Consider the following 21,727-nt stretch of genomic DNA (forward strand, 5'->3'; position numbering starts at 1 on the left):
AACTTATTCTATTCTGCAATGACCTTGTATATGATAAATGCCCATAGTGCAAGAGAAATTATCATCACCATATAAAAATACCAGTGTTTTGTTTTGTGACGGAAAAATTCCATGCCCAGAAATCCTCCTGCAAAGCCGCCAAGCAGGCTCAGACCAAGGAGCGTTTTCTCAGGTATCCGCCATTTGTGTGCTCTTGCCTTGTGCTTATCTGCACCAAAAAGTATGAACGTCAAAAGGCTCATTGCGGAAAGATATATTATAATGTATTTCAGCATATCTTTGCCCTCATATAAACAAAGGGCGGAAAAGCTCCGCCCTTGTATTTTTGTTTTTTTACTTGAAGTAAGCTACGCCGCTTTCAAATATCTTCTGATCCTTTTCACCAGGAACGTTCTTTGATACGCAGCAGCCCTTACGCTCTGAGTGACCCATTTTACCAAGAACACGTCCGTCAGGTGAGGTGATACCCTCGATAGCCTGGAATGATGTGTTAGGGTTGCAATGAATGTCAAATGTAGGTTCTCCGTCAAAGTCAACATACTGTGTAGCGATCTGTCCGTTTGCAGCAAGCTGTGCGATTTCCTCTGCTGTTGCAACGAAACGTCCCTCACCGTGTGAGATAGCCACGCTGTGGATATCGCCTACCTCACAGCCTGCAAGCCATGGTGACTTGTTGGAAGCGATCCTTGTGTTTACCATTTTAGACTGGTGTCTTGCAATGGTGTTGAATGTAAGTGTAGGGGAGTCGTCTCTCATATCTCTTATCTCACCATATGGTACAAGACCAAGCTTGATAAGTGCCTGGAAGCCGTTGCAGATACCAAGCATAAGACCGTCACGATTTTTCAGCAGGTCATGGATAGCGTCTGTAAGTCTTGGGTTTCTCAGGAATGATACGATGAACTTGCCTGAGCCGTCAGGCTCGTCGCCACCGCTGAATCCGCCTGGGAGCATTACTATCTGTGACTCTTTTATCTTCTTCTCCATTGCGTCAACAGACTCCTTGATAGCCTGTTCTGTGAGGTTTCTTACAACGAAGATGTCAGCCTCAGCGCCTGCCTTTTCAAAGGCTCTTGCTGTATCGTATTCGCAGTTTGTGCCAGGGAATACAGGGATAAGCACCTTTGGCTTTGCCACCTTGATAGCAGGTGCAACTCTCTTGTCTGCCTTGTAGCTGTACTTTTCAGGCTTCTCAGCAGGCTCTTTCACATGAACAGGATATACAGGCTCAAGCTTGCCCTCCCAAAGTGTCTGGAGCTTGTCAAGGCTTATTGTGTAATTGTCTGACTTTATCTCGTAGCTTTCTGTTGTTTCACCGATAACTCTCTCGTCAGTGTCAACGCCCTCTGCAAGCTCGATAACAAATGCGCCATAGCAAGCTCTGTAAAGTTCTTCTGCTGTGAGCTTATCTGTGAACTTAAAGCCTATCTTGTTACCAAATGCCATTTTTGCAACAGCCTCAGATACACCGCCGTATGATACAGCCCAGCATGAAAGCACCTTGCCCTCGGCAATAAGCTTTTCTACCTTTTCAAATACTGCCTTAAGTGAATCGAAGTTCACAAGCTTGTTGTCGTCATATTCAGGCTTGATAAGGATTACCTTAGAGCCGGCCTTCTTAAATTCCTGTGAAACTACCTTGTCTGCGTCTGTTACTGAAACAGCGAATGAAACAAGTGTAGGTGGAACGTCTATTTCCTCGAATGTACCTGACATTGAGTCCTTACCGCCGATAGAACCGCATCCTAGCTCTATCTGTGCCTTGTATGCACCGAGGAGAGCAGACATAGGCTTGCCCCAACGCTCAGGATCATTCTGTGTTCTCTCGAAATACTCCTGGAATGTGAGCCAGCACTTCTCATATGTACCGCCTGTTGCGATGACCTTTGCGATAGATTCAACTACAGCGCTCATTGCGCCGTGGTATGGGCTTACAGATGAGAGATATGGGTCATAGCCCCAGCCCATAATGGACGTTGTTTTTGTATTGCCGTGAAGAACAGGGAGCTTTGCAGCCATTGCCTGTGTAGGTGTGTTCTGATATTTACCGCCAAATGGCATAAGAACTGTGTTTGCACCGATTGTTGAGTCAAATCTCTCAATAAGGCCCTTCTGTGAGCAGATGTTGAGGTTTGATATCATAGACTCCCAGCGGTCAGCAGTGTCAGCGTCGTTGCTCTCTGCTGCGAAAACAGGAGCAGGGATAGAAATATCTGTGTGCTTTTCAGCTCCGTTTGAGTTAAGAAACTCTCTTGTAAGGTCAACGATAGTGTTGCCGCACCAGTTCATTTTAAGTCTTGGCTCAGCAGTTACTCTTGCCACCATTGTTGCTTCAAGGTTTTCCTTTGCAGCCTCAGCCATGAACTTTTCAAGGTCGCTCTTTGCGATAACAACAGCCATTCTCTCCTGTGACTCAGAGATAGCAAGCTCAGTGCCGTCAAGACCGTCATACTTCTTTGTAACAGCGTCAAGGTTGATAGAAAGTCCGTCAGCAAGCTCGCCGATAGCAACGGAAACTCCGCCTGCGCCGAAGTCGTTACAACGCTTTATCATTGAAGTAACTTCAGGGTTTCTGAACAAACGCTGAAGCTTTCTTTCCTCAGGTGCGTTACCCTTCTGTACCTCAGCTCCGCAGTTTTCAAGTGAGTGGAGGTTGTGTGATTTTGAAGAGCCTGTTGCTCCGCCACAGCCGTCACGTCCTGTTCTTCCGCCAAGGAGGATAACGATATCCTCAGGCTCAGGTCTTTCACGTCTTACGTTCTCAGCAGGAGCAGCACCTACTACAGCACCTATCTCCATTCTCTTCGCAACATAGCCCGGGTGATATATCTCGTGAACGTGACCGGTAGCAAGACCTATCTGGTTGCCGTATGAAGAATAACCATTTGCCGCACCTACAACTATCTTTCTCTGTGGAAGCTTACCTGTGATAGTGTCCTCAACAGGAACCAGCGGATTGCCTGCGCCTGTTACTCTCATTGCCTGATATACATATGAACGTCCTGACAGAGGGTCTCTGATAGCGCCACCAAGACAAGTTGCCGCACCGCCGAAAGGCTCGATCTCTGTAGGGTGGTTGTGTGTTTCGTTTTTGAACATGAGCAGCCAATCCTCAGGATTGCCGTCAACGTCAACAGTTATCTTAACAGAGCAAGCGTTTATCTCCTCACTCTCGTCAAGGTCTTTGAGCAGACCAGCTTTTTTAAGCTGCTTTGCGCCGATACAAGCAAGATCCATAAGTGTAACAGGCTTGTCAGTTCTGCCTGCGTAAAGGTCTTTTCTTGTGTTGATATAGTCTGCAAAGGTAGCAGCTATGTAGTCTGAGTCGATAGAAACGTTATCGACGATAGTGGAGAATGTAGTATGACGGCAGTGATCAGACCAATATGTGTCTATCATTCTTATCTCAGTGATAGTAGGATTTCTCTTTTCAACGTTTTTGAAATAATCCTGACAGAACTTGATATCGTCAAAGTCCATTGCAAGACCCAAGTCTGTGAGCATGAATCTCAGGTCATCGTCTGTTGAATAGATAAAGCCCTCAACAGTCTTAACTGTGGTAGGGATAGTATACTTGATATCGAGTGTATCGAAGCAATCAAGGGAAGCCTCTCTTGACTCAACAGGGTTTATCATATAGTGCTTGATCTGGTCAAGCTCTGCTTCTGTGAGTTTGCCAGAAACGATATAAATTCTCGCTGACTTGATAGTAGGTCTTTTTCCTCCAGTGAGAAGTGAGATACACTGTGCGCAGGAATCAGCTCTCTGATCGAACTGACCTGGCAGATACTCAACTGCAAAAACAAACTCGTCAGCCTTTACAGCAGGCAGGTGATCGTAAGTAACGTCAACAGCAGGCTCAGAGAAAACGACTGGTGCTGCAAGGTCGAAATCCTCTCTTGAAAGACCCTCTGCGTCATAGCGGTTTATAACTCTCAGACCTGTAAGGTTTTCAAGTCCCAGAGCTGACTTTATTCCGCCGATAAGTGAATTTGCTTCAACTGCAAATTCAGGCTTTTTTTCTACATAAATACGGTAAACAGACATGGCTACATCTCCTTATAATAGTTACCTCTATTATACTACATTTTTCGCATATTTGTCAATAAAATTCTTATTATTCGGCATGGCATATAATTATGTGTGAATAAGCGTTGGCTCACTTGTTGATTTTTTTAGTTCATAAAAGCAGAAATACCGCACCATTACAGTGCGGTATACCTGAAATATTAATCTGCAAACGGATTTTCTGTTGGATAAAGCATACCCTTTGGCTGATTGAAGCCTATGTCTGTCATGCCAAGATATGTCATAACACTGTGGAGTGCCTTTCCATAGTGACCAAAAGCAACAGCACCGTGGTGAGGATAGTTCTTCTGAACGAGAACATGGCGGTAAAATCTGCCCATTTCGTTTATAGCGAAAATACCGATAGAGCCGAATGAACGTGTTGCCACAGGAAGAACTTCGCCCTCTGCAATATATCCTTTGAGCTGTGCGTCAGCCGTTGACTGGAAGCGAAAGAATGTTATATTTCCGTCAACGATATCGCCCTCAAGTGTACCTCTTGAAATATTAGGCTCGCTGTCTGGCTCAAGATTTCTCTTCATGATACGCTGGAACTTCATCTCAGGCTCTTTTACAAGGCATGAAGCTGTGTTTCCGCAGTGGAAGCCCATGAATGTATCCTTATGTGTGTAAGGGAATTTTCCTGCGATATCATCATTGTATATGTCCGCAGGAACAGTGTTGTTGATGTCAAGGAGCGTAACAGGCTTCTGCGATACGCAAACGCCTATGTATTCGCTGACAGCACCGTAGATATCTACTTCGCAGGCAACAGGAATGCCTATCTTTGTAAGTCTTGAATTAACATAGCAAGGAACGAAGCCAAACTGCGTCTGGAATGCAGGCCAGCACTTGTTTGCAAATACAACATATTTCCTTGAGCCTTTGTGAGCTTCTGCCCAGTCAAGAAGAGTAAGCTCATACTGCGCAAGTCTTGGAAGAATGCCTGCCATTTTATTGCCCTTGCCAAGCTCTGCTTCCATGTCAGCCACAACAGCAGATATTCTCTCGTCGCCGGCATGGGCGTTGAATGACTCGAAAAGGTCAAGTTCTGAGTTTTCTTCTATCTCGATACCCATATTGTAGAGCTGTCTGATAGGTGCGTTGCAGGCAAGAAAGTCCTGTGGGCGCGGTCCGAATGAGATTATCTTCAGATCCTTAAGACCGAGGATAGCCCTTGCAACTGGAACGAACTCGCTTATCATCTTTGCGCACTCGTCAGGTGTACCAACAGGGTACTCAGGGATATAAGCCTTGATGTTTCTCAGTGCAAGGTTATAGCTTGCGTTGAGCATTCCGCAGTATGCGTCGCCTCTGTTGTCGATAAGTGCATCACCGCATGGTTCTTCAGCGGCCGCAACGAACATAACAGGACCGCCAAACTTCTTTGCTAGAAGTGTTTCTGAGGACTCAGGTCCAAAGTTTCCGAGATATACAACAAGTGCGTTACAGCCTGCTGTGTTTACCTCGTCAAGGGCTTTGAGCATATCATTCTCGTTCTCCACAACTGTAGGACATTCGTAGATATCTCCGTAAGCCTTTTTGTACTCCTGACAGACCTTGATACGTCTTGATTCTGAAAGCGACATAGGGAAGCAATCTCTTGAAACTGCAACGATGCCAAGTTTTACTTCTGGTATATTTTTCATGTTTTAACCTCCGGTTTTCATTTATTTATGACTTTATTCTAGCATACCTTTGTGCTGTTTTCAATAGCTTTTTGTGCAAATTTTCGTGAAATTTAGTTAGCTGCCCAGCATGAAAAAGTGCGTTAGCCCAAGCCACTCTCTCACCCAATATGTGAACAGGTATCGTGGCTCGGTGTAGGCTGAATAAGCGGTGACATTCTCCACGCCCTGAGCCTTTGCTATAAGGCTTGCACGGTATTGATGAAAGCCGTCTGTGACGATAGTCATATCATGGCTCATGCCGAGTTCATCGAGTATCTTGAGAGAGTTTTGGATATTTTCGTAAGTTGAAGTGGACTTGTCCTCCATTATTATCCTGTCGCTGTCCATGCCTTTTTCAAGAAGGTAATTTTTCATTGCCAAGGCTTCGCTTATTTTCTCATCATCACCCTTGCCGCCTGAAACTATGCAAAGCGTATCGGGATTGTCGTTCATAGCCGTAATTGCAGCGTCAAGTCGTCTGCGTAACATTCGTGAGGGGCGTTCGCCTTTTACCTGACAGCCAAGCACAACTATAACATTGGCTTTTTCAGGGCGGTTTTCCTGTGCTTTGTACATAAGTATGGAAAGAATACCTACATATATTATCCCAGCAAGTATCAATGTGCTTACAAAGATAAGCCCGAATTTACCTGCGCCATGTCCCCATATTTTTGATATAATACCGCAGAATTTTGTCCAGTTTGCCGTTATGATCATTAGCATCACCGAAACGATGATGCCAAGCAGGTTGCCCGAACATATAACTGGTAATGGTACAAGAAACAGAAACAACAGCAAAGTTTCCAGTGCAAGCAATATTATTTTTACGCTCATTAGTTATCTCCTTGTCTTTTTTGTACTATTATAACATATAGCTCTTGTGATTACAAGGGCAAAAGAGAAAAGCGCTCCGCAGCAGCAGAACGCTTTTATAAGGAATGATCTAAGTTGAGATCAGATCACCGAATTTTTCGAGAAAATCACGCTTGTCGTCATATTTAGCTACCAGCGATACAGTTTTCTTTGTGCCAAGACCGAAAATACCCATAAGTGATTTTGGATTGAGTATTTTTGTTCCTGACTGCACCACCAGATCGTATTTGCAGCTTAAAGCCGCTTCATGCAAAGTCTTGATGTCATTAAGATCGTTTATCCTGATATAAGCTTTGATCATGTTCGTGATTATGCCCTTTGGCATATCCTCCTTTCGCAATAATAACCTCTGAAAAAGTAAAAAGAACCGAAAATTTCTGAGATTTTCGTTTCTTTTTACATTGGCAACAGCAGTTCTATACTTATATGTCACATATCTTAATCTATATATAATTATATGTCAGTGTGAACAAATAGTAAACAGATATTGTGTAAAATATTATATACGAAGATATTAATATGAATTTTACTTATTTCATGTTAATTTATTATATAAAATTTGGATAATCAATCATAATTAAACGTTTTAGTTAATGTGGGACTTATATAAAAGCTATAACAAATCAGCTAAAAGTTTTCTTATTACGAAAATCTCAAACGTTTTATATGCGCTTTGAATGGAAATACAACAAAAGTAGAAAATGTATATTCGTAAATATATTAAACTATATGATGAGATTTTGCAAAAATGCGAAATCGTTTAAATTTTGCGATAAAAAAAAGCACTGAGCTTTTAAAACTCAGTGCTTTCGTGATATCAAAGTTTAGTCAACAATAAATTCTTTGATCTCGTCAAGGAATTTAGTAGCGTCGTCTGTGTGTGCTACGAGCTGGATAGGATTTGAAAGGTCAAGGCTGAAAATACCCATAATTGACTTAGCGTCAACTGCATATCTTCCTGACGCAAGATCCACATCAAAGTCGTACATAGAAACTACGCTTACAAACTTTTTAACCGCTGCAATGGAATCGAGCATGATTTTTACCTTTGTCATAAATATTCCTCCTTCAGAATGATCGGTATATCCGATCTTGATTCCCACATAAATTCTGTAGATCTTTTCTCTACAATTTATATTATAAACGATTTTTCTGATTTGTCAATGGATATTTGCAAAAAAAATTAAAATATGGTACAATAGTCAAGAGTGATAAAAATCAAAGTTTAGATTTATGCAATATGCACATATATTACCGTGATTTATTGTGCATTATAAACATTTGACTATTGAAAGGAAATCAAATATGAAAGCCTTTTTCTATACATTCGGCTGTAAGGTAAACCAATATGAAACTGAGAATATAAAAGAATCTATGCTGTCCGAGGGGTATGAGGTCACGGAGGATTATGCTGATGCAGAGGTCTGTGTTGTAAATACCTGCACTGTTACCGCTCAGTCGGACTCAAAATGCCGACAGCTTATTCACAAGATAAAAAAAGCCAATCCTGAGTGTCTGATAGTTTTGGCAGGCTGTTTTCCGCAGGCTTTTGAAAAGGAAGCTTCTGCTCTTGACGAGTGCGGTATCATAGTTGGCACAGGTGCAAAAAAGGAGATACCTGCCCTTATAAAAAGGTATATCACAAGTGGCGAGCGTATTATCAGGATAGTTCCTCGTGAGAGGGGAGAGGCTTTTGAGAAAATGACAAACTCAGGTGCTGACCAAAAAACTCGTGCGTATATCAAAATTCAAGACGGCTGTGATCAGTATTGCACCTACTGTATTATCCCCACTGCGAGAGGACACATCTGCTCAAAACCGCTTGCGGATATCGCTCCCGAAGTTCAGCAGCTCGTTGACTCAGGTCACAAGGAGATAATCCTCACGGGCATAAATCTTTGCTGTTACGGCAGAGACTTCAAAAACGGCACACGGCTCATTGACGCTGTTGAAGCCGCCTGCGGCTGTGATGGCGATTACAGAGTGCGTATCGGCTCTGTTGAGCCTGAGCTTATTTCAGATGAAGATATCCTGCGAATGTCAAAGCTTGAAAAACTCTGTCCGCATTTTCATCTTTCCCTGCAGAGCGGTTGTGATGAAACGCTTAAACGTATGAACCGCCACTATGATACGGCGGAGTATGCTGAGCTTTGCGAGAAGCTTCGCAGGCATTTTCCAAACTGCGCTATAACCACCGACATAATGGTGGGTTTTCCACAGGAAACTGACGAGGAATTTGAAAAGTCGCTGGCATTTGCAAAGAAGATATCTTTTGCAGAAACGCATATTTTCCCGTATTCACGCAGACCTACCACTGTTGCCGACAAAATGAAAGGTCAGCTCGACCGCAAGACCAAGCACAGTCGTGCGGCTCAAATGGCAGATGTATGCAACGAAACAAAGGCTTTGTATCTCAAAAGCCTTGTGGGCACAGTGCAGGAGGTTTTGTTTGAAAAGGAAACAAGCCCTCAGTGGCATCAGGGTCATGCTCCTAATTATGTGACAGTGAAAATACCGAGGACGAGCGAAGAAGTTTCCTTAAGGCGACAGCTTTTAAAGATAGAGATAACCTCGTCAGATGGCGAGGTTTGTTACGGAAAACTTATATGAGTACAAAAAAGAGGACCGCAAATGCGATCCTCTTTTGTTATATCCAAATATACTCAGGCTTATCCAAGCTTTGCAAGAATTATCTCTTTCATTTTTCCAGGGTTAGCCTTGCCCTTTGAAGCCTTCATGCACTGACCAACAAGATAGCCCAGAGCATTTGTCTTTCCGCCCTTGTAGTCATTTACAGACTTTTCGTTTGCGGCAAGAACTTCGTCAGCGATCTTTTCAAGTGCGCTGTCATCAGAGACCTGTGCAAGACCCTGCTCCTCGATAATGTCGCTTACCTTTTTGTCCTCCTCGAGAAGAACTGCAAAGACTTTCTTTCCTCCTGCGTTGGAAATGGTCTTTGCCTCGATAGCAGCAACGAGGTCAGTAAGATTGTCAGCAGTGAGCTTTGTATCTTCGAGAGTCTTGCCTGTTGCGTTCATGTACTTAACAAGGTCGCCGAGTATCCATGTTGTATAGCACTTTGCAGGGAACTTGTCCTTTGCCATGCAATCGTCAAAAAGCTTTGCAAGGGAAACAGACTCTGCTATAAACGTTGCGTCCTTTATGTTCAGACCGAACTTCTTTACATATCTGAGTATCTTTACGTTTGGAAGCTCTGGGATGCTCTTTTTAAGCTCGTCAACACGCTCCTGCTCAACAACGATAGTGAGCAGATCAGGCTCAGGGAAGTAACGATAATCCTGAGCGTCCTCTTTTGAACGCATTGGAATGCTCATTCCCTTTTCGTCGTCCCAACGGCGAGTTTCCTGCTCGACCTTTCCGCCTGCTTCAAGAACAGCTATCTGTCTTTCTACCTCGTAGTCGATACCTCTTACAGCGGCAGAGAAGCTGTTTACGTTCTTCATCTCAGAACGTGTGCCGAATGGCTCGCCAGGCTTGTGAACAGATACGTTTACATCACATCTGATAGAGCCTTCCTGCATCTTACAGTCGCATATGCCAAGATACTGTAGGATAGATTTCAGTGTTTCAAGATAAACCTTTGCTTCCTGTGAGGAACGCATATCAGGCTCAGAAACTATCTCGATAAGCGGAACACCGCAGCGGTTAAGGTCAACAAGTGATACACCATGGAACTTGTCAGAGTGGAGAAGCTTACCTGCGTCCTCCTCGATGTGTATTCTTGTGATACCTATTCTTCTTTCCTCGCCGTCAACAAGGATATCAACATAACCCTTGCCGCAGAGAGGAACTTCTGCCTGTGATATCTGATAAGCCTTTGGCAGGTCAGGATAGAAATAGTTCTTTCTGTCCTGCTTGCAGACACGGTTTATCTCGCAGTTGAGTGCGTGACCCATTCTTATTGCATAATCAACTACCTTTTCGTTAAGAGTAGGCAGTGTGCCAGGCATACCCATGCAGATAGGGCAAACCTGTGAATTGACTTCAAGACCGAACTGGTTCTTGCAGTCGCAGTATATTTTAGACTCGGTATTAAGCTCAGCATGAGTTTCAAGACCGATTACAACTTCGTAGCCTTTTACCATTTTTGTGACCCCTTTCCTTAAAGCTCAGGCATTTTGAATCCGCCAACAAGCTGCTCATAAGCATAAGCTGTGTTAAGCAGACGCTGCTCTGTAAACTTTCCGCCGATAAGCTGCATACCAACAGGCAGACCCTTGTCGTCATATGCACAAGGAATACTTATTGCAGGCAGACCTGCAATGTTCACTGTAACAGTGCAGACATCGTTTGCGTACATTTTAAGGGGATCGTCAGTGTTTTCACCGATCTTGAATGCTGTTGACGGAACTGTAGGAGTAGCGATAACATCAACGTCAGCGAACTGAGATGCGAACTCCTGCATTATTCTCTTCTGAACGAGCTTTGCTTTCTTGTAGTAAGCGTCATAGAAACCTGATGAAAGCACGAATGTGCCGAGCATTATTCTTCTCTTTACTTCGTCGCCGAAGCCCTCTGAACGTGTTCTCTCGTACATATCAACAAGTCCGTCATATTCCTCAGCTCTGAAGCCGTATCTTACACCGTCAAATCTTGCAAGGTTTGAAGAAGCTTCTGCAGAAGAAATGATGTAGTATGATGAAAGTGCATAATCTGTAGACGGCAGAGAAATCTCCTTTACAGTTGCGCCCTGCTTTTCAAGCTCTTTCACAGCGTTCATTACAGACTGTTTAACGAATGGGTCGATACCCTCGCCGAAATACTCTTTTGGTATACCGATCCTCAGACCCTTTACGTCAGCTTTAAGGTTAGCCGCAAAATCAGGATACTCTCTATAGGAAGAAGTAGCGTCATACTTGTCATGACCAACGATAGCAGACTGTACCATAGCAACGTCCTTTACGCACTTGCCAAGAGGTCCGATCTGATCCAGTGATGAAGCGAAAGCAACAAGACCATATCTTGAAACGCTGCCGTATGTAGGCTTCAGACCTACAACGCCGCAGTATGAAGCAGGCTGTCTGATAGATCCGCCAGTGTCAGAACCAAGAGTAACGATAGCCTCTCTTGCTGCAACAGCGGCAGCAGATCCGCCTGATGAACCGCCAGGTATTCTCTCTGTATCAAATGGGTTTTTAGTAGGCTTAAAATGTGAGTTCTCGGTTGATGAACCCATAGCGAACTCGTCCATGTTGAGCTTGCCTGTTACAACGATATCGTCAAGCTTGTTCATTACAGTCGCATTGAAAGGCGGAACATAGTTTCCAAGCATTTTAGATGCACAAGTCGTTCTCAGACCCTTTGTTGAGATATTGTCCTTGATACCAACAGGTATACCAGCCAAAGGTGAAAGCTCCTCGCCCTTTGCAAGCTTTTCATCTATCTCAGCGGCTTTTTTAATAGCGTTTTCTTCGTCAAGTGTCAGATAAGCGTCTACCTTGCCCTCAACTGCTTTTATTCTGTCAAAAACAGACTTTGTAAGCTCTGCGGAGCTTATTTCCTTGTTCTTTATCATTTCTGACAAGTCGCAGGCATTTCTTTCAAAAAGTTCCAATTATAACACTCCTTACTCTACTGTTTTAGGCACGACAAGACAGCCTGCCTTTACCTGAGGAGCGTTCTGCATAAGCTCCTGTCTTGTGAATTTATCCTGAACAGCCACGTCTTTTCTGAGTATCATCGGGTTGTCAGGGTCAAGGGTCATTTCGTCCTGAATGTCGGGGAGCTTTTCAACCATTCCCACGATGTTTTCCATTTCTGACTCAAACTTATCAAGCTGATCGTCTTCGATGCGAAGTCTTGCCAGCTTGGCAATGTGTTTAATGTCAATGTTCATTTTACATTCCTCCTGTTTTATTTATATAAAAAGATATTATCTTATTTTATCATATCCTTGAACTGTTCTTCGGTGATTATCTCGATGCCGAGCTGCTGAGCTTTATCAAGCTTGCTTCCTGCTTCCTCACCTGCAAGAACATAGTCCGTTTTTTTGGACACCGAGCCGCTTGCCTTGCCGCCGTATTTCTCAATGAGTGCTTTTGCTTCGCTTCTTTTAAGCGTCGGCAAAGTGCCTGTGAGAACAAAAGTCTTTCCTGCAAAGCGGTCGTCTATCTGTATCTTCTCATACTTTGTGTTTATCCCACATTCTTTGAGCCTTTGGATAAGCTCTATCATATGCTCTTCATGGAAAGCGTTGTAAACGCTTTGCGCCATTACGCCGCCAAAGCCGTCTATCTCGGATATCTGCTCAGCGGAAGCGTTCATGATGTTGTCTAGGTCGCCGAACTTGTCGCACAGAAGCTTCGCAGAAGCCTGTCCGATATTTCTTATGCCCAGACCAAACACCAATCTGTCCAAAGAATTGGACTTCGACTTTTCTATAGCACTAAGCAGATTGTTCACTGATTTTTCCTTGAAGTTGTCAAGCTGTAAAAGCTTGTTTTCGCTCAGAGTGTAAAGGTCAGCCACAGAGGTGATAAGCTTGTTGTCAAGAAGAGTGTGAACTATCTGCGGACCAAGACCGTCAATGTTCATTGCGCCCTTTGAAGCAAAGTGAACGATGCTCCTGAATATCTGCGCAGGACATTCAACGTTCGGACACCTTACCGCCGCTTCTTCCTCGGACTTCACAAGCTTTGTTCCGCATACAGGACAGCACTCAGGGAGCGTGAAAACTCCGTCGCCATGCTTTTCCACAGAGCCCAGTACCTCGGGAATGATATCTCCTGCCTTGCGGACCTTGATGATATCCCCCACGGAAATGTTTTTCTCTCTTATAAAATCCTGATTGTGTAGGGTCGCCCTTGAAACGCTCGTTCCTGCAAGAAAAACAGGCTCAAACACGGCCACAGGTGTTATCGCACCAGTTCTGCCCACGTTAAGCTCTATATCGAGCAGCTTTGAGGTCTTTTCCTCAGGCGGAAACTTGTAAGCCACAGCCCACTTTGGCACTTTTGCAGTTGCACCAAGCATTTCACGCTGTCTGAAATCATCGACCTTTATAACAACGCCGTCAATATCGAATGGCAGGTCAAAACGCTTTTCTCCGATAGCCTTTATGCAGCCTATGACCTCATCAGCGGTAGACACACGCTTGTAATCAGGGATAGTCTTGAATCCCAGTGTTTTCAGATAGTCAAGAGACTCCTTGTGGGAAGTAAGCTCCTTGCCCTCTATCTGCTGAACATTGAACACAAAGATATCAAGCTTTCTTTTTGCCGCTATTTTAGGGTCTTTCTGTCTAAGAGAACCTGCGGCGGCGTTTCTAGGGTTTTTGAAAGGCTGCTCGTCATTATCCTCCTGCTCTTTAACAAGCTTCAGAAAAACATTTCTCGGCATATATGTTTCACCTCTGACTTCTATCAAAGGTAGTTCCTCGTTTATTTTTATAGGGATGGACTTTACAGTTTTCAGATTAGAAGTAACGTCCTCGCCTACAAAGCCGTCACCACGGGTAGAACCTATGGCAAGCTCACCGTTGTGATATTCAAGGGATATCGAAAGTCCGTCTATTTTAGGCTCAACAACGAATTGCGGTTTATCCACAGCCTGCTGAACTGTCTCAATAAAGCTTCTCACCTGTTCAAAGGAAAAAACGTCCTGCAAAGAACCCATTTGTACACGGTGTGTGACTTTCTCAAATATTGATATCGCCTTGCCGCCTACACGTTGAGTAGGGGAGTCGCTTCTGATAAACTGCGGAAACTGCTCCTCAAGACCCTTTAGTTCCTGCTGGAGCATATCGTATTCATAGTCTGTGATCTCGTTCCTGTCCTCAACATAGTAAAGCTGAGAGTGATAATTCAAAAGCTTCACAAGCTCGTCTATACGTTTTTTAGCTTCCTGTTCGTTCAAAATAACACAACTCCATTTCTGCCAACTTTTTACGGCATATCATACGCAGGGCAATACCACATAAGGATTGTACGCAAGATGCGTAGCCAGATTTTTCGTTAGCTTGTATAGAAACGACGCAGGAATACTTCCGTATTTCAAGGAGTTTCTGTGCGAGATAACGGAAAATCTGCAAGCAGATTGCGTGCAAAGCCGTTAGGCGTGCCTTATGCGGTATTGCCCTTTATATTATACCATAATTGCTGGTGAAATACAAGCCTTTTTTCTATAAACTGCGAAAAAATCAGCCTTTTCCCTTGCATAAGTACATATCAGGTATCTCCCCTACGATAACAGTTTCGCTAACGGGATAGTCATAGCTCACCACGATATCCGTAGAGTGTGCAGGAAGAATGGCTGTCATTTCTATGGTCACAGTGAGATAGAGGCTGTATTTTGTCTGATTTATCCCGGCTTCCGTTAAATCGCTTTTAAGTTCGGTCTTTGACGCACCTATCTGATGAAGCCGCAGCGGTATGTCAAAACCTCTGCCTGTGAGGATATTTATTCCTGAAAGTGTGCCGATGGGTACGCTGAGTTTTGTACCCTCAAGCTGTGAAAGGCTTTCGTTCACAGCTTTTGAAACACTGCTTTGAAGCCTGTTCACAGCGTTCGTATCGCTGTTTATGGAGGTTATCCTGCCGTCAGTTTCGGATATCTTTATATAACTGCTCTGAGGCAGTTTTTCCAGCTCTCTGCTTATGGCCGCATTTATCACGTCAAGTGCCGCCTGCTTGCTCTCAAACTCGCTTATTTCGCTGATGTGCCTTGAAAGCTGTGCAAAAAACACCGTCGTGAGCAGTGCAAGAATAATAACGACAGCAAGAATTATGTATGAAATTCTGTTCTTGAAAGAACGCTTGTGAACGCTCAAAAAAATCACCGCCTTTGGCTTATTATATACCAAAATGCGGTGATATGTGATTATTTTACTTTAATTCAACGATAGTTACTCCGTCCTCGCCTTCTCCGTAAACGCCTTTTCTGAATGATTTTACAGAAGGGTGGTGTTTAAGCGCACGCCTTATGGCATCACGGAGAATACCAGTGCCTCTGCCGTGGATTATGGTAAGCATCGTCACCCCTGACATGATAGCGTCAGAAATAAACTGCTCCATTTCATGAACGCCCTCGTCAGCGGCATAGCCCCTGATATCAAGCTCGGTGGATACCTTTCGTGTCATACGGCTCTCAATGCCGCTTTTGGATACACCGCCTTTTTTAACAGGCTTCTTTGTCTGCTTTTGCGGCTGGTGTTTTTCAATAAGCTGAAGCTTCTTTACATCTATCTTGGTTTTCATTATGCCTGCCTGAATGAAGCACATTCCGCTGTTGTCAGGGGGTGTTATAATTATACCCTTTCTGTTTGTGTCAACGATAAGCACGTTGTCGCCCTTTTTCAGCGGTCTTGGCAGCACATATCCCTCGTTCCTGCTTTCAGAAACAGGGTTAGCCTCGCTGTATAGCTTGTTCATTGTGGACTTCTGCTTGTGCCTTGCATCAATGGCTTTCTGAGTGAAGTTCGGATTTTCTTTCTCTTTTCTCAGCTTGTCAAGTTCGTCAACAAGTGCCTGTGATTCACGCTGAACACGATTTACGATCTGCTGAGCCTCACGTCTTGCCTTTTCAAGCTCGGCTTCTTTTTGATCGTAGAATTTTTCTTTCTGCTCTGCAAGCTCTTTTCTGAGAGCCTCGCTTTCCGCACGGTATTTCTCAGCAAGCCTGTTGTTTTCTTCAAGCTGCATTCTTGTGCGTTCAAGATTGTCTATGATAGTTTCAAACTTTCTGTTATCCTCAGAAATAAGCGATTCAGCGTACTTGATTATATCCTTGTCGATACCAAGACTTTCAGAGATAGCAAAAGCGTTGGACTTACCGGGTGAGCCTATGATAAGCCTGTATGTCGGGTGCAAAGTCTGCACGTCAAACTCGCATGAAGCGTTCTCAACGTCAGGAGTGTCGATAGCGTACATTTTAAGCTCCTGATAGTGAGTAGTTGTAACTAGCGTCGCACCAAATATCCTTATGCGTTCAATTATAGCCACCGCCAACGCAGCACCCTCCACAGGGTCAGTGCCTGAACCAAGCTCGTCAAGGAGCACAAGGCTTTCGCTGTCCGCTTCGTCAAGTATGGTCTTTACTCTGCTTATGTGAGAAGAGAATGTAGACAGATTGTTTTCTATAGACTGCTGGTCGCCGATATCAACGAGCACGTTTTTGTATACAGATATCCTGCTTCCGTCTGACGCAGGAATGAGCAGACCACACATTGTCATAAGCGTGAGCAGACCCACAGTTTTAAGCACAACTGTTTTACCGCCCGTGTTAGGACCTGTTATTATCAGGGAGTGATAGTCAGTGCCAATGGAAAAGTTTATAGGCACGACCTTTTTGGGGTCGATAAGAGGGTGACGTGCCTTGTTCAGCACGATAACACCGTCACTGGATATCTCAGGGAGCATTGCTTTCATTTTTGCACCGAGGTTTGCCTTTGCAAAATAAAGGTTAAGCTCTGTTACCGCATTGTAGTTTGAAATGAGCTGGTCTTTCATTTCGGCACATTCCATGGAAAATTCAGCGATTATCCTGTGTATCTCGTCCTGCTCCTGACCCTGCAAAATGCGGATATCGTTGTTTGCCTCCACAACTGACATAGGCTCGATAAAAAGCGTTGAGCCTGTTGCGGAGGTGTCATGAACAAGACCGCTGACATTGCCCTTGAACTCAGTTTTTACAGGAAGAACGAAACGTCCGTCACGCATTGTAACAATGCTCTCCTGTAAATATTTCTGAGTGCTCGGGGATTTTATCATCTTGTCAAGGGTCTCTCTTATCTTAAGCCCTGAACGTGTTATCTTCTGTCTTATGCTTCTCAGCTCCGCACTTGCGTCGTCAGAAAGCTTTGTGTCATCTATGATAGCCGTTTCAAGTCGCTGTTGCAGATACTTGTTTGGATAGAGCATTTCAAAGAGATATGAAAGGGAAGTGTCCTTGTTCTCACACTGCTCATACCAGTGGTGAAGCTCATAGGTCTGCGCAAGCAAGCGTCTTATCTGGATAAGCTCTCCAAGAGAAAGCACACCGCCTGCTTCGGCTCTTTTGATGTAAGTTGATACGTCATTTATGTTGTAAAAATTCGGCGTGCCGTATCTCACGCTGAGTTCAAGGGCTTCGGCGGTCTTGCCTGTTTCTTTCTTGACCGTGTAAAGATCAGAACAAGGCTTTATCCCCAAAGCCATTTTTTTCGTTTTTTCGTTGGAGCATTCTTTTGAAAGCATTTCAAGAATTTTGTTCAGCTCCAGCGAATCATAAAATCTTTCGTCCATTATATATACCTCAAAATATGACAATAGGCAAAGCTACGCAATGCCTACAAAAGTCTGTAAAAATCAAGCGACGGAAACTTGCCTTTCAGATTATATCTCACAAACCGCTCTGTAAAAGCCGTCAGTTTTTTCTGATATCTTTCGCTTATCTTGAAAGCAAAAAGCCGCTCATATTCCGTCAGTGCAATAAATCGGACTATGTATAGCATAGTCCTGTCTAATTCAATATCGTAAATGCTGTCAGGATTGTAACAGCATTTGTCACACTCCAAGACCCCTGTTGACAGATTGAAGTGCATAATGTCAGCTTCATACGCCATGCAAACCGAGCAGCCAAGGAGCGCAGGTCTTAATCCTGCTTCGCACAGCAGACGAAACTCAAATATAGATTTGAGAAGTTCGTTATCCCTGTCGCCTTTATCGAGAAAATAAAGTGTGTTCAGCGTCAGCCGCATTATCTCGTCACAGCCGTTTTCCTCTGTTCGTATATACATGAGAAGCTCAGAAAAGTAAGAGGCAAGAGCCGTTTTCTTAGGGTCGAGCCTGATGTTGTAAAAAAGCTTCTCTGATTCACTGCTGTTGAGAAAAAACATTGATTGGTCTTTAGCGTTCTTCTTTTCCTCAACGCACAGCTTAGAGTATGCAAAAAGCTGCGTTGATGACGCGTTTTTCGTGCTTTTCCTGCCACCACGAACAAATATATCTATGACTCCACGCTCTGCTGTGAGGACAGTGACGGATTTGCTTGTTTCGCCCCTGTCATTTTCCCTCAGTATCAGTCCCATAAAGGTCAGCATTGTCAGTATCCTCTTTTCTGTGTGCGGCATATGTGAGATAATCCTCTATCCTGCCGCTTTCAAAGAACTTGTCCCATAAAGTCATGATATTCACCGCCTTACTGATATTATCAGCTTTTTTGACGGTCATTATAAGCGGAAAAATATGTTGCCTTTATTCCAAACCGAAATTCTTTATCATGCCCTCACGGTTTCTCCAGCCCTCTTTTACCTTGACCCAGCACTGGAGATTTACTTTTATCTGGAAGAAATCTTCAAGGTCAGCTCTTGCTTCCTGACCTATCTTTCTAAGCATAGAGCCGCCTTTTCCGATAAGTATGCCCTTGTGTGACTCTCTCTCACAGTAAATCGTAGCGGTAACATCAAGTATAGCTTCACCGTTTCTATTTTCACGCTCGTTGAGCTGTTCGATAGTCACAGCTATGCCGTGAGGAACTTCGTCATTAAGGTTATTGAGTGCCTTTTCTCTTATTATCTCAGCCATTATGACCTTTTCTGGCTGGTCTGTGAATTTATCATCAGGGAAGTAGTGCGGACCCTCCACAGCATTCTTTTCAAGATCTTCCATAATAATATCAAGGCCGTCCTTTTCAAGAACGCTCACTGGCACGATATCTATAAAATCATAAAGCTTTGAATACTCTGCTATCACTGCGATAAGATCCTCTTTGTTTTCAAGAAGATCTATCTTGTTCAGCACAAGTATCACCTTAGTCTTGCCTGTCTTGAAGCCCTTTACAAGCTCACGCTCGTTTTCGGATATTTTCTTTGTGCAGTCAGCCATAAGGATAATAAGGTCAACCCCTGCAACAGACTCGTTCACAGCGTTGAGCATATGCTCGGAAAGCTTGTTTTTAGCCTTGTGCATACCGGGTGTGTCCATGAAAACGAACTGCGTTTCTCCCTTTGTGAGAACACCTGTTATCTTTGTTCTTGTTGTCTGCGGCTTGTCGCTCACTGCGGCTATCTTTTCGCCCACAAGTGCGTTTAGCAATGAGGATTTGCCTGCGTTCGCACGTCCAACAATGGTGACGAACGCATTTTTTGAATTTGCATTTTTCTTGTTCATATATATTTTTCCTTATCTTTTTTTATCTTTGTCAGCAGGCGTTTTGAACACCCATACGAGCCACAGTATCACACCTGCGGCTAAAGCTATCCCTAGCCATATGTTTCTTGCAAAATAAGAGGCTATCGCCATAAAAGCATAATAGTCCCAGAATATCCTTATTCCCACAGCCACAGAAGCTATCGCCGCAATGAGAACAGCCCCTGCCGCACAGTCTTTAGCCTTTTTAGCAAGGGGGTTTTTATCTTTACACGCCATATCCACAGCGGCTTCAACAGCCGTGTTCACAAGCTCTAGTGAAATAACAAGCCCTATGCAGATATAAACTGCGGCAGTTTCGGCGGCGCTAAGCCCATAAAATCGCATTAGCAGTATCACAAGCACTGCAACGCCAACGTGAAAACGCATATTGCGCTCTGTTTTTATACAGCTCACAACGCCCTCAAAGGCATAAACAAAGCCCTTGAAGAAACGTCCTATCCCTGTTTTACCTGTGTTCATGCTCGCCTAAGAAAGTGGCGTCACGGGATATGCCCAGATTGCCAAGTATAGCTTCTTCCTTTTCACGCATTATCCTCTCCTGAAGATTGCTTTCTTCATGGTCATAGCCAAGGAGATGAAGCATTGAATGTACTGTCAAAAAGCCTATCTCTCTTTCAAGAGAGTGACCATATATCTCAGCCTGACGGTAAGCAGTTTCAAGGCTTATGACTATATCTCCCAGCAGGTAAGCGCCTGTTTCGTGGTTCATGTCAAAATCACCGTTCTCGCCAAGAGGAAAGCTCAGCACGTCTGTTGAGCGGTCTATGTTTCTATGCTCTTTGTTAAGCTCATGTATCTGCTCGTCATTCACAAAAGATACAGAAACTTCAAAATCATCATTGTGGCCCTCATATTCCAAAACAGCATGGCAACAGCGTCTTACAAGAAGCCTTATGCCAACAGGTATCTTTACCTCTGTCTGGTTGTTGGTTATCATTACTTTTACCTTGCCCATTACTTTTTCACATTCCTTTTTTGTTATATTTTTCATAAGCAAGGATTATGTCCTGCACAAGCTTGTGACGGACAACGTCCTTGTCGGTAAATCTGTTTATTGATATATCGTCAATGCCTTTGAGTACGTTCATTGCCTGAATAAGTCCTGACTTTCTCTGGTCAGGCAGGTCTATCTGCGTTATATCGCCTGTTATGACTATCTTTGAGTTGAATCCAAGACGTGTAAGGAACATCTTCATCTGCTCGTGAGTGGTGTTCTGCGCTTCATCAAGGATAATGAAAGAATCGTCAAGAGTACGTCCTCTCATGTATGCCAGCGGAGCGACTTCGATACAGCCACGCTCCTGCTGCTTAGCAAAAGTGTCAGGACCGAGCATTTCAAAAAGTGCGTCATAAAGCGGTCTGAGATATGGGTCTACCTTACATTGCAGGTCGCCCGGAAGAAAGCCCAGCTTTTCTCCTGCTTCAACCGCAGGACGTGTGAGGATTATCTTCTCCACCTCGTGCGCTTTGAAAGCCTTTACCGCCATTGCCACCGCAAGATAAGTCTTGCCCGTTCCCGCAGGACCAATGCCCATGACGATAGTCTTTTTTCTTATTGCTTCAACATATCTTTTCTGACCGAGAGTTTTCGGCTTGACGAGCTTTCCGCTCACCGTTACGCACACGCCGTCATCAGACATATGCTTTATCTCATACTGCTTGCCCTCACGCACAAGTGTGAAAACATATCTTATAGTCTGCTCAGTGATAGCCTCGCCCTTGTTGATAAGAGCAATAAGGCTATTTATAGCTTCCGAGGCGTTAAATACGTTCTCCTCATCGCCTGTTATCTTGATATCGTCACCTCTGCCGAGAATCACAACATTATACTCTTTTTGGATAAGATTAACATTCTCGTCATAATTGCCGAAAAGGCTGAGTACAGTTTCCATTCTGTCCACGCTGATAAGTTTTTCCGCCATTAGCACAACTTCCTCTTTTTTTGTTCTGATATACCTATTATACAAA

Annotated in this window: 19 protein-coding genes; 1 reads left to right on the plus strand and 18 read right to left on the minus strand. The window is 43.9% G+C overall.

Features of this window, described 5'->3' with window-relative positions:
- Window positions 1-8: 8 nt before the first annotated feature.
- The 6 genes from KQH97_RS00855 to KQH97_RS00880 all read right to left on the minus strand — a co-directional run bounded on the left by KQH97_RS00855 (window position 9) and on the right by KQH97_RS00880 (window position 7,666).
- A complete protein-coding gene (locus KQH97_RS00855) occupies window positions 9-275 on the minus strand; it encodes a DUF1294 domain-containing protein (protein WP_117864549.1) in 267 nt (88 codons plus the stop codon).
- A gap of 58 nt (window positions 276-333) precedes the next feature.
- Window positions 334-4,047, minus strand: a complete 3,714-nt coding sequence (locus KQH97_RS00860; protein WP_022287792.1) for a phosphoribosylformylglycinamidine synthase — start codon at window positions 4,045-4,047, stop codon at window positions 334-336.
- A gap of 182 nt (window positions 4,048-4,229) precedes the next feature.
- Window positions 4,230-5,717 carry an L-fucose/L-arabinose isomerase family protein gene (locus KQH97_RS00865; RefSeq protein ID WP_038671463.1) on the minus strand — a complete coding sequence of 496 codons (1,488 nt, stop codon included), beginning with the start codon at window positions 5,715-5,717 and terminating at the stop codon, window positions 4,230-4,232.
- A gap of 96 nt (window positions 5,718-5,813) precedes the next feature.
- Window positions 5,814-6,572 carry a YdcF family protein gene (locus tag KQH97_RS00870; RefSeq protein WP_117892468.1) on the minus strand — a complete coding sequence of 253 codons (759 nt, stop codon included), beginning with the start codon at window positions 6,570-6,572 and terminating at the stop codon, window positions 5,814-5,816.
- A gap of 109 nt (window positions 6,573-6,681) precedes the next feature.
- On the minus strand, window positions 6,682-6,951 hold the full coding sequence (locus KQH97_RS00875; RefSeq protein ID WP_046440140.1) for an HPr family phosphocarrier protein: 270 nt from the start codon (window positions 6,949-6,951) through the stop codon (window positions 6,682-6,684).
- Window positions 6,952-7,435: 484 nt separating this feature from the next.
- On the minus strand, window positions 7,436-7,666 hold the full coding sequence (locus KQH97_RS00880) for an HPr family phosphocarrier protein (protein WP_022287796.1): 231 nt from the start codon (window positions 7,664-7,666) through the stop codon (window positions 7,436-7,438).
- A gap of 250 nt (window positions 7,667-7,916) precedes the next feature.
- On the opposite strand from KQH97_RS00880, the gene mtaB reads away from it, so the two are divergent.
- A complete protein-coding gene (mtaB, locus tag KQH97_RS00885; protein WP_216552182.1) occupies window positions 7,917-9,221 on the plus strand; it encodes a tRNA (N(6)-L-threonylcarbamoyladenosine(37)-C(2))-methylthiotransferase MtaB in 1,305 nt (434 codons plus the stop codon).
- Between the two features lie 59 nt (window positions 9,222-9,280).
- Here the strand turns inward: mtaB and gatB are convergent, their stop codons facing one another.
- From gatB to KQH97_RS00940, 12 genes are all read right to left on the minus strand, one after another.
- Window positions 9,281-10,717 carry an Asp-tRNA(Asn)/Glu-tRNA(Gln) amidotransferase subunit GatB gene (gatB, locus tag KQH97_RS00890; protein ID WP_117877556.1) on the minus strand — a complete coding sequence of 479 codons (1,437 nt, stop codon included), beginning with the start codon at window positions 10,715-10,717 and terminating at the stop codon, window positions 9,281-9,283.
- Between the two features lie 17 nt (window positions 10,718-10,734).
- The gene (gene gatA / locus KQH97_RS00895; protein ID WP_216552184.1) at window positions 10,735-12,186 is read right to left on the minus strand and encodes an Asp-tRNA(Asn)/Glu-tRNA(Gln) amidotransferase subunit GatA; all 1,452 of its coding nucleotides are present in this window, start codon (window positions 12,184-12,186) and stop codon (window positions 10,735-10,737) included.
- Between the two features lie 12 nt (window positions 12,187-12,198).
- Window positions 12,199-12,468, minus strand: a complete 270-nt coding sequence (gene gatC / locus KQH97_RS00900; RefSeq protein ID WP_022287800.1) for an Asp-tRNA(Asn)/Glu-tRNA(Gln) amidotransferase subunit GatC — start codon at window positions 12,466-12,468, stop codon at window positions 12,199-12,201.
- A 41-nt stretch (window positions 12,469-12,509) separates the two neighbouring features.
- Window positions 12,510-14,486, minus strand: a complete 1,977-nt coding sequence (gene ligA, locus KQH97_RS00905; protein WP_216552186.1) for an NAD-dependent DNA ligase LigA — start codon at window positions 14,484-14,486, stop codon at window positions 12,510-12,512.
- 283 nt (window positions 14,487-14,769) lie between these two features.
- Window positions 14,770-15,399, minus strand: coding sequence for a sporulation protein YunB (gene yunB, locus KQH97_RS00910; protein ID WP_216552188.1), 630 nt, complete (start codon window positions 15,397-15,399; stop codon window positions 14,770-14,772).
- Window positions 15,400-15,454: 55 nt separating this feature from the next.
- Window positions 15,455-17,851, minus strand: a complete 2,397-nt coding sequence (locus KQH97_RS00915) for an endonuclease MutS2 (protein WP_216552190.1) — start codon at window positions 17,849-17,851, stop codon at window positions 15,455-15,457.
- 44 nt (window positions 17,852-17,895) lie between these two features.
- Window positions 17,896-18,648, minus strand: a complete 753-nt coding sequence (gene recO, locus KQH97_RS00920) for a DNA repair protein RecO (RefSeq protein ID WP_216552192.1) — start codon at window positions 18,646-18,648, stop codon at window positions 17,896-17,898.
- Window positions 18,611-18,733, minus strand: coding sequence for a hypothetical protein (locus tag KQH97_RS08715; RefSeq protein WP_022287805.1), 123 nt, complete (start codon window positions 18,731-18,733; stop codon window positions 18,611-18,613). The genes recO and KQH97_RS08715 overlap by 38 nt, the downstream gene beginning before the upstream one ends.
- Before the next feature lie 69 nt (window positions 18,734-18,802).
- Window positions 18,803-19,717 carry a GTPase Era gene (era, locus tag KQH97_RS00925; RefSeq protein ID WP_216552194.1) on the minus strand — a complete coding sequence of 305 codons (915 nt, stop codon included), beginning with the start codon at window positions 19,715-19,717 and terminating at the stop codon, window positions 18,803-18,805.
- A 12-nt stretch (window positions 19,718-19,729) separates the two neighbouring features.
- Window positions 19,730-20,218, minus strand: a complete 489-nt coding sequence (locus tag KQH97_RS00930) for a diacylglycerol kinase family protein (RefSeq protein WP_216552196.1) — start codon at window positions 20,216-20,218, stop codon at window positions 19,730-19,732.
- Complete coding sequence (gene ybeY, locus KQH97_RS00935; RefSeq protein WP_117864595.1) at window positions 20,205-20,714, minus strand: rRNA maturation RNase YbeY; 510 nt, start codon at window positions 20,712-20,714, stop codon at window positions 20,205-20,207. Before ybeY ends, KQH97_RS00930 begins: the two co-directional genes overlap by 14 nt.
- Window positions 20,715-20,721: 7 nt before the next feature.
- Window positions 20,722-21,681 (minus strand): PhoH family protein, encoded by a 960-nt coding sequence (locus KQH97_RS00940; protein ID WP_038671482.1) that lies wholly within the window; start codon window positions 21,679-21,681, stop codon window positions 20,722-20,724.
- Window positions 21,682-21,727 lie beyond the last annotated feature (46 nt).

The organism is Ruminococcus sp. MSJ-25 (assembly GCF_018917825.1).
Classification (GTDB): Bacteria; Bacillota; Clostridia; order Oscillospirales; family Ruminococcaceae; genus Hominimerdicola; species Hominimerdicola aceti.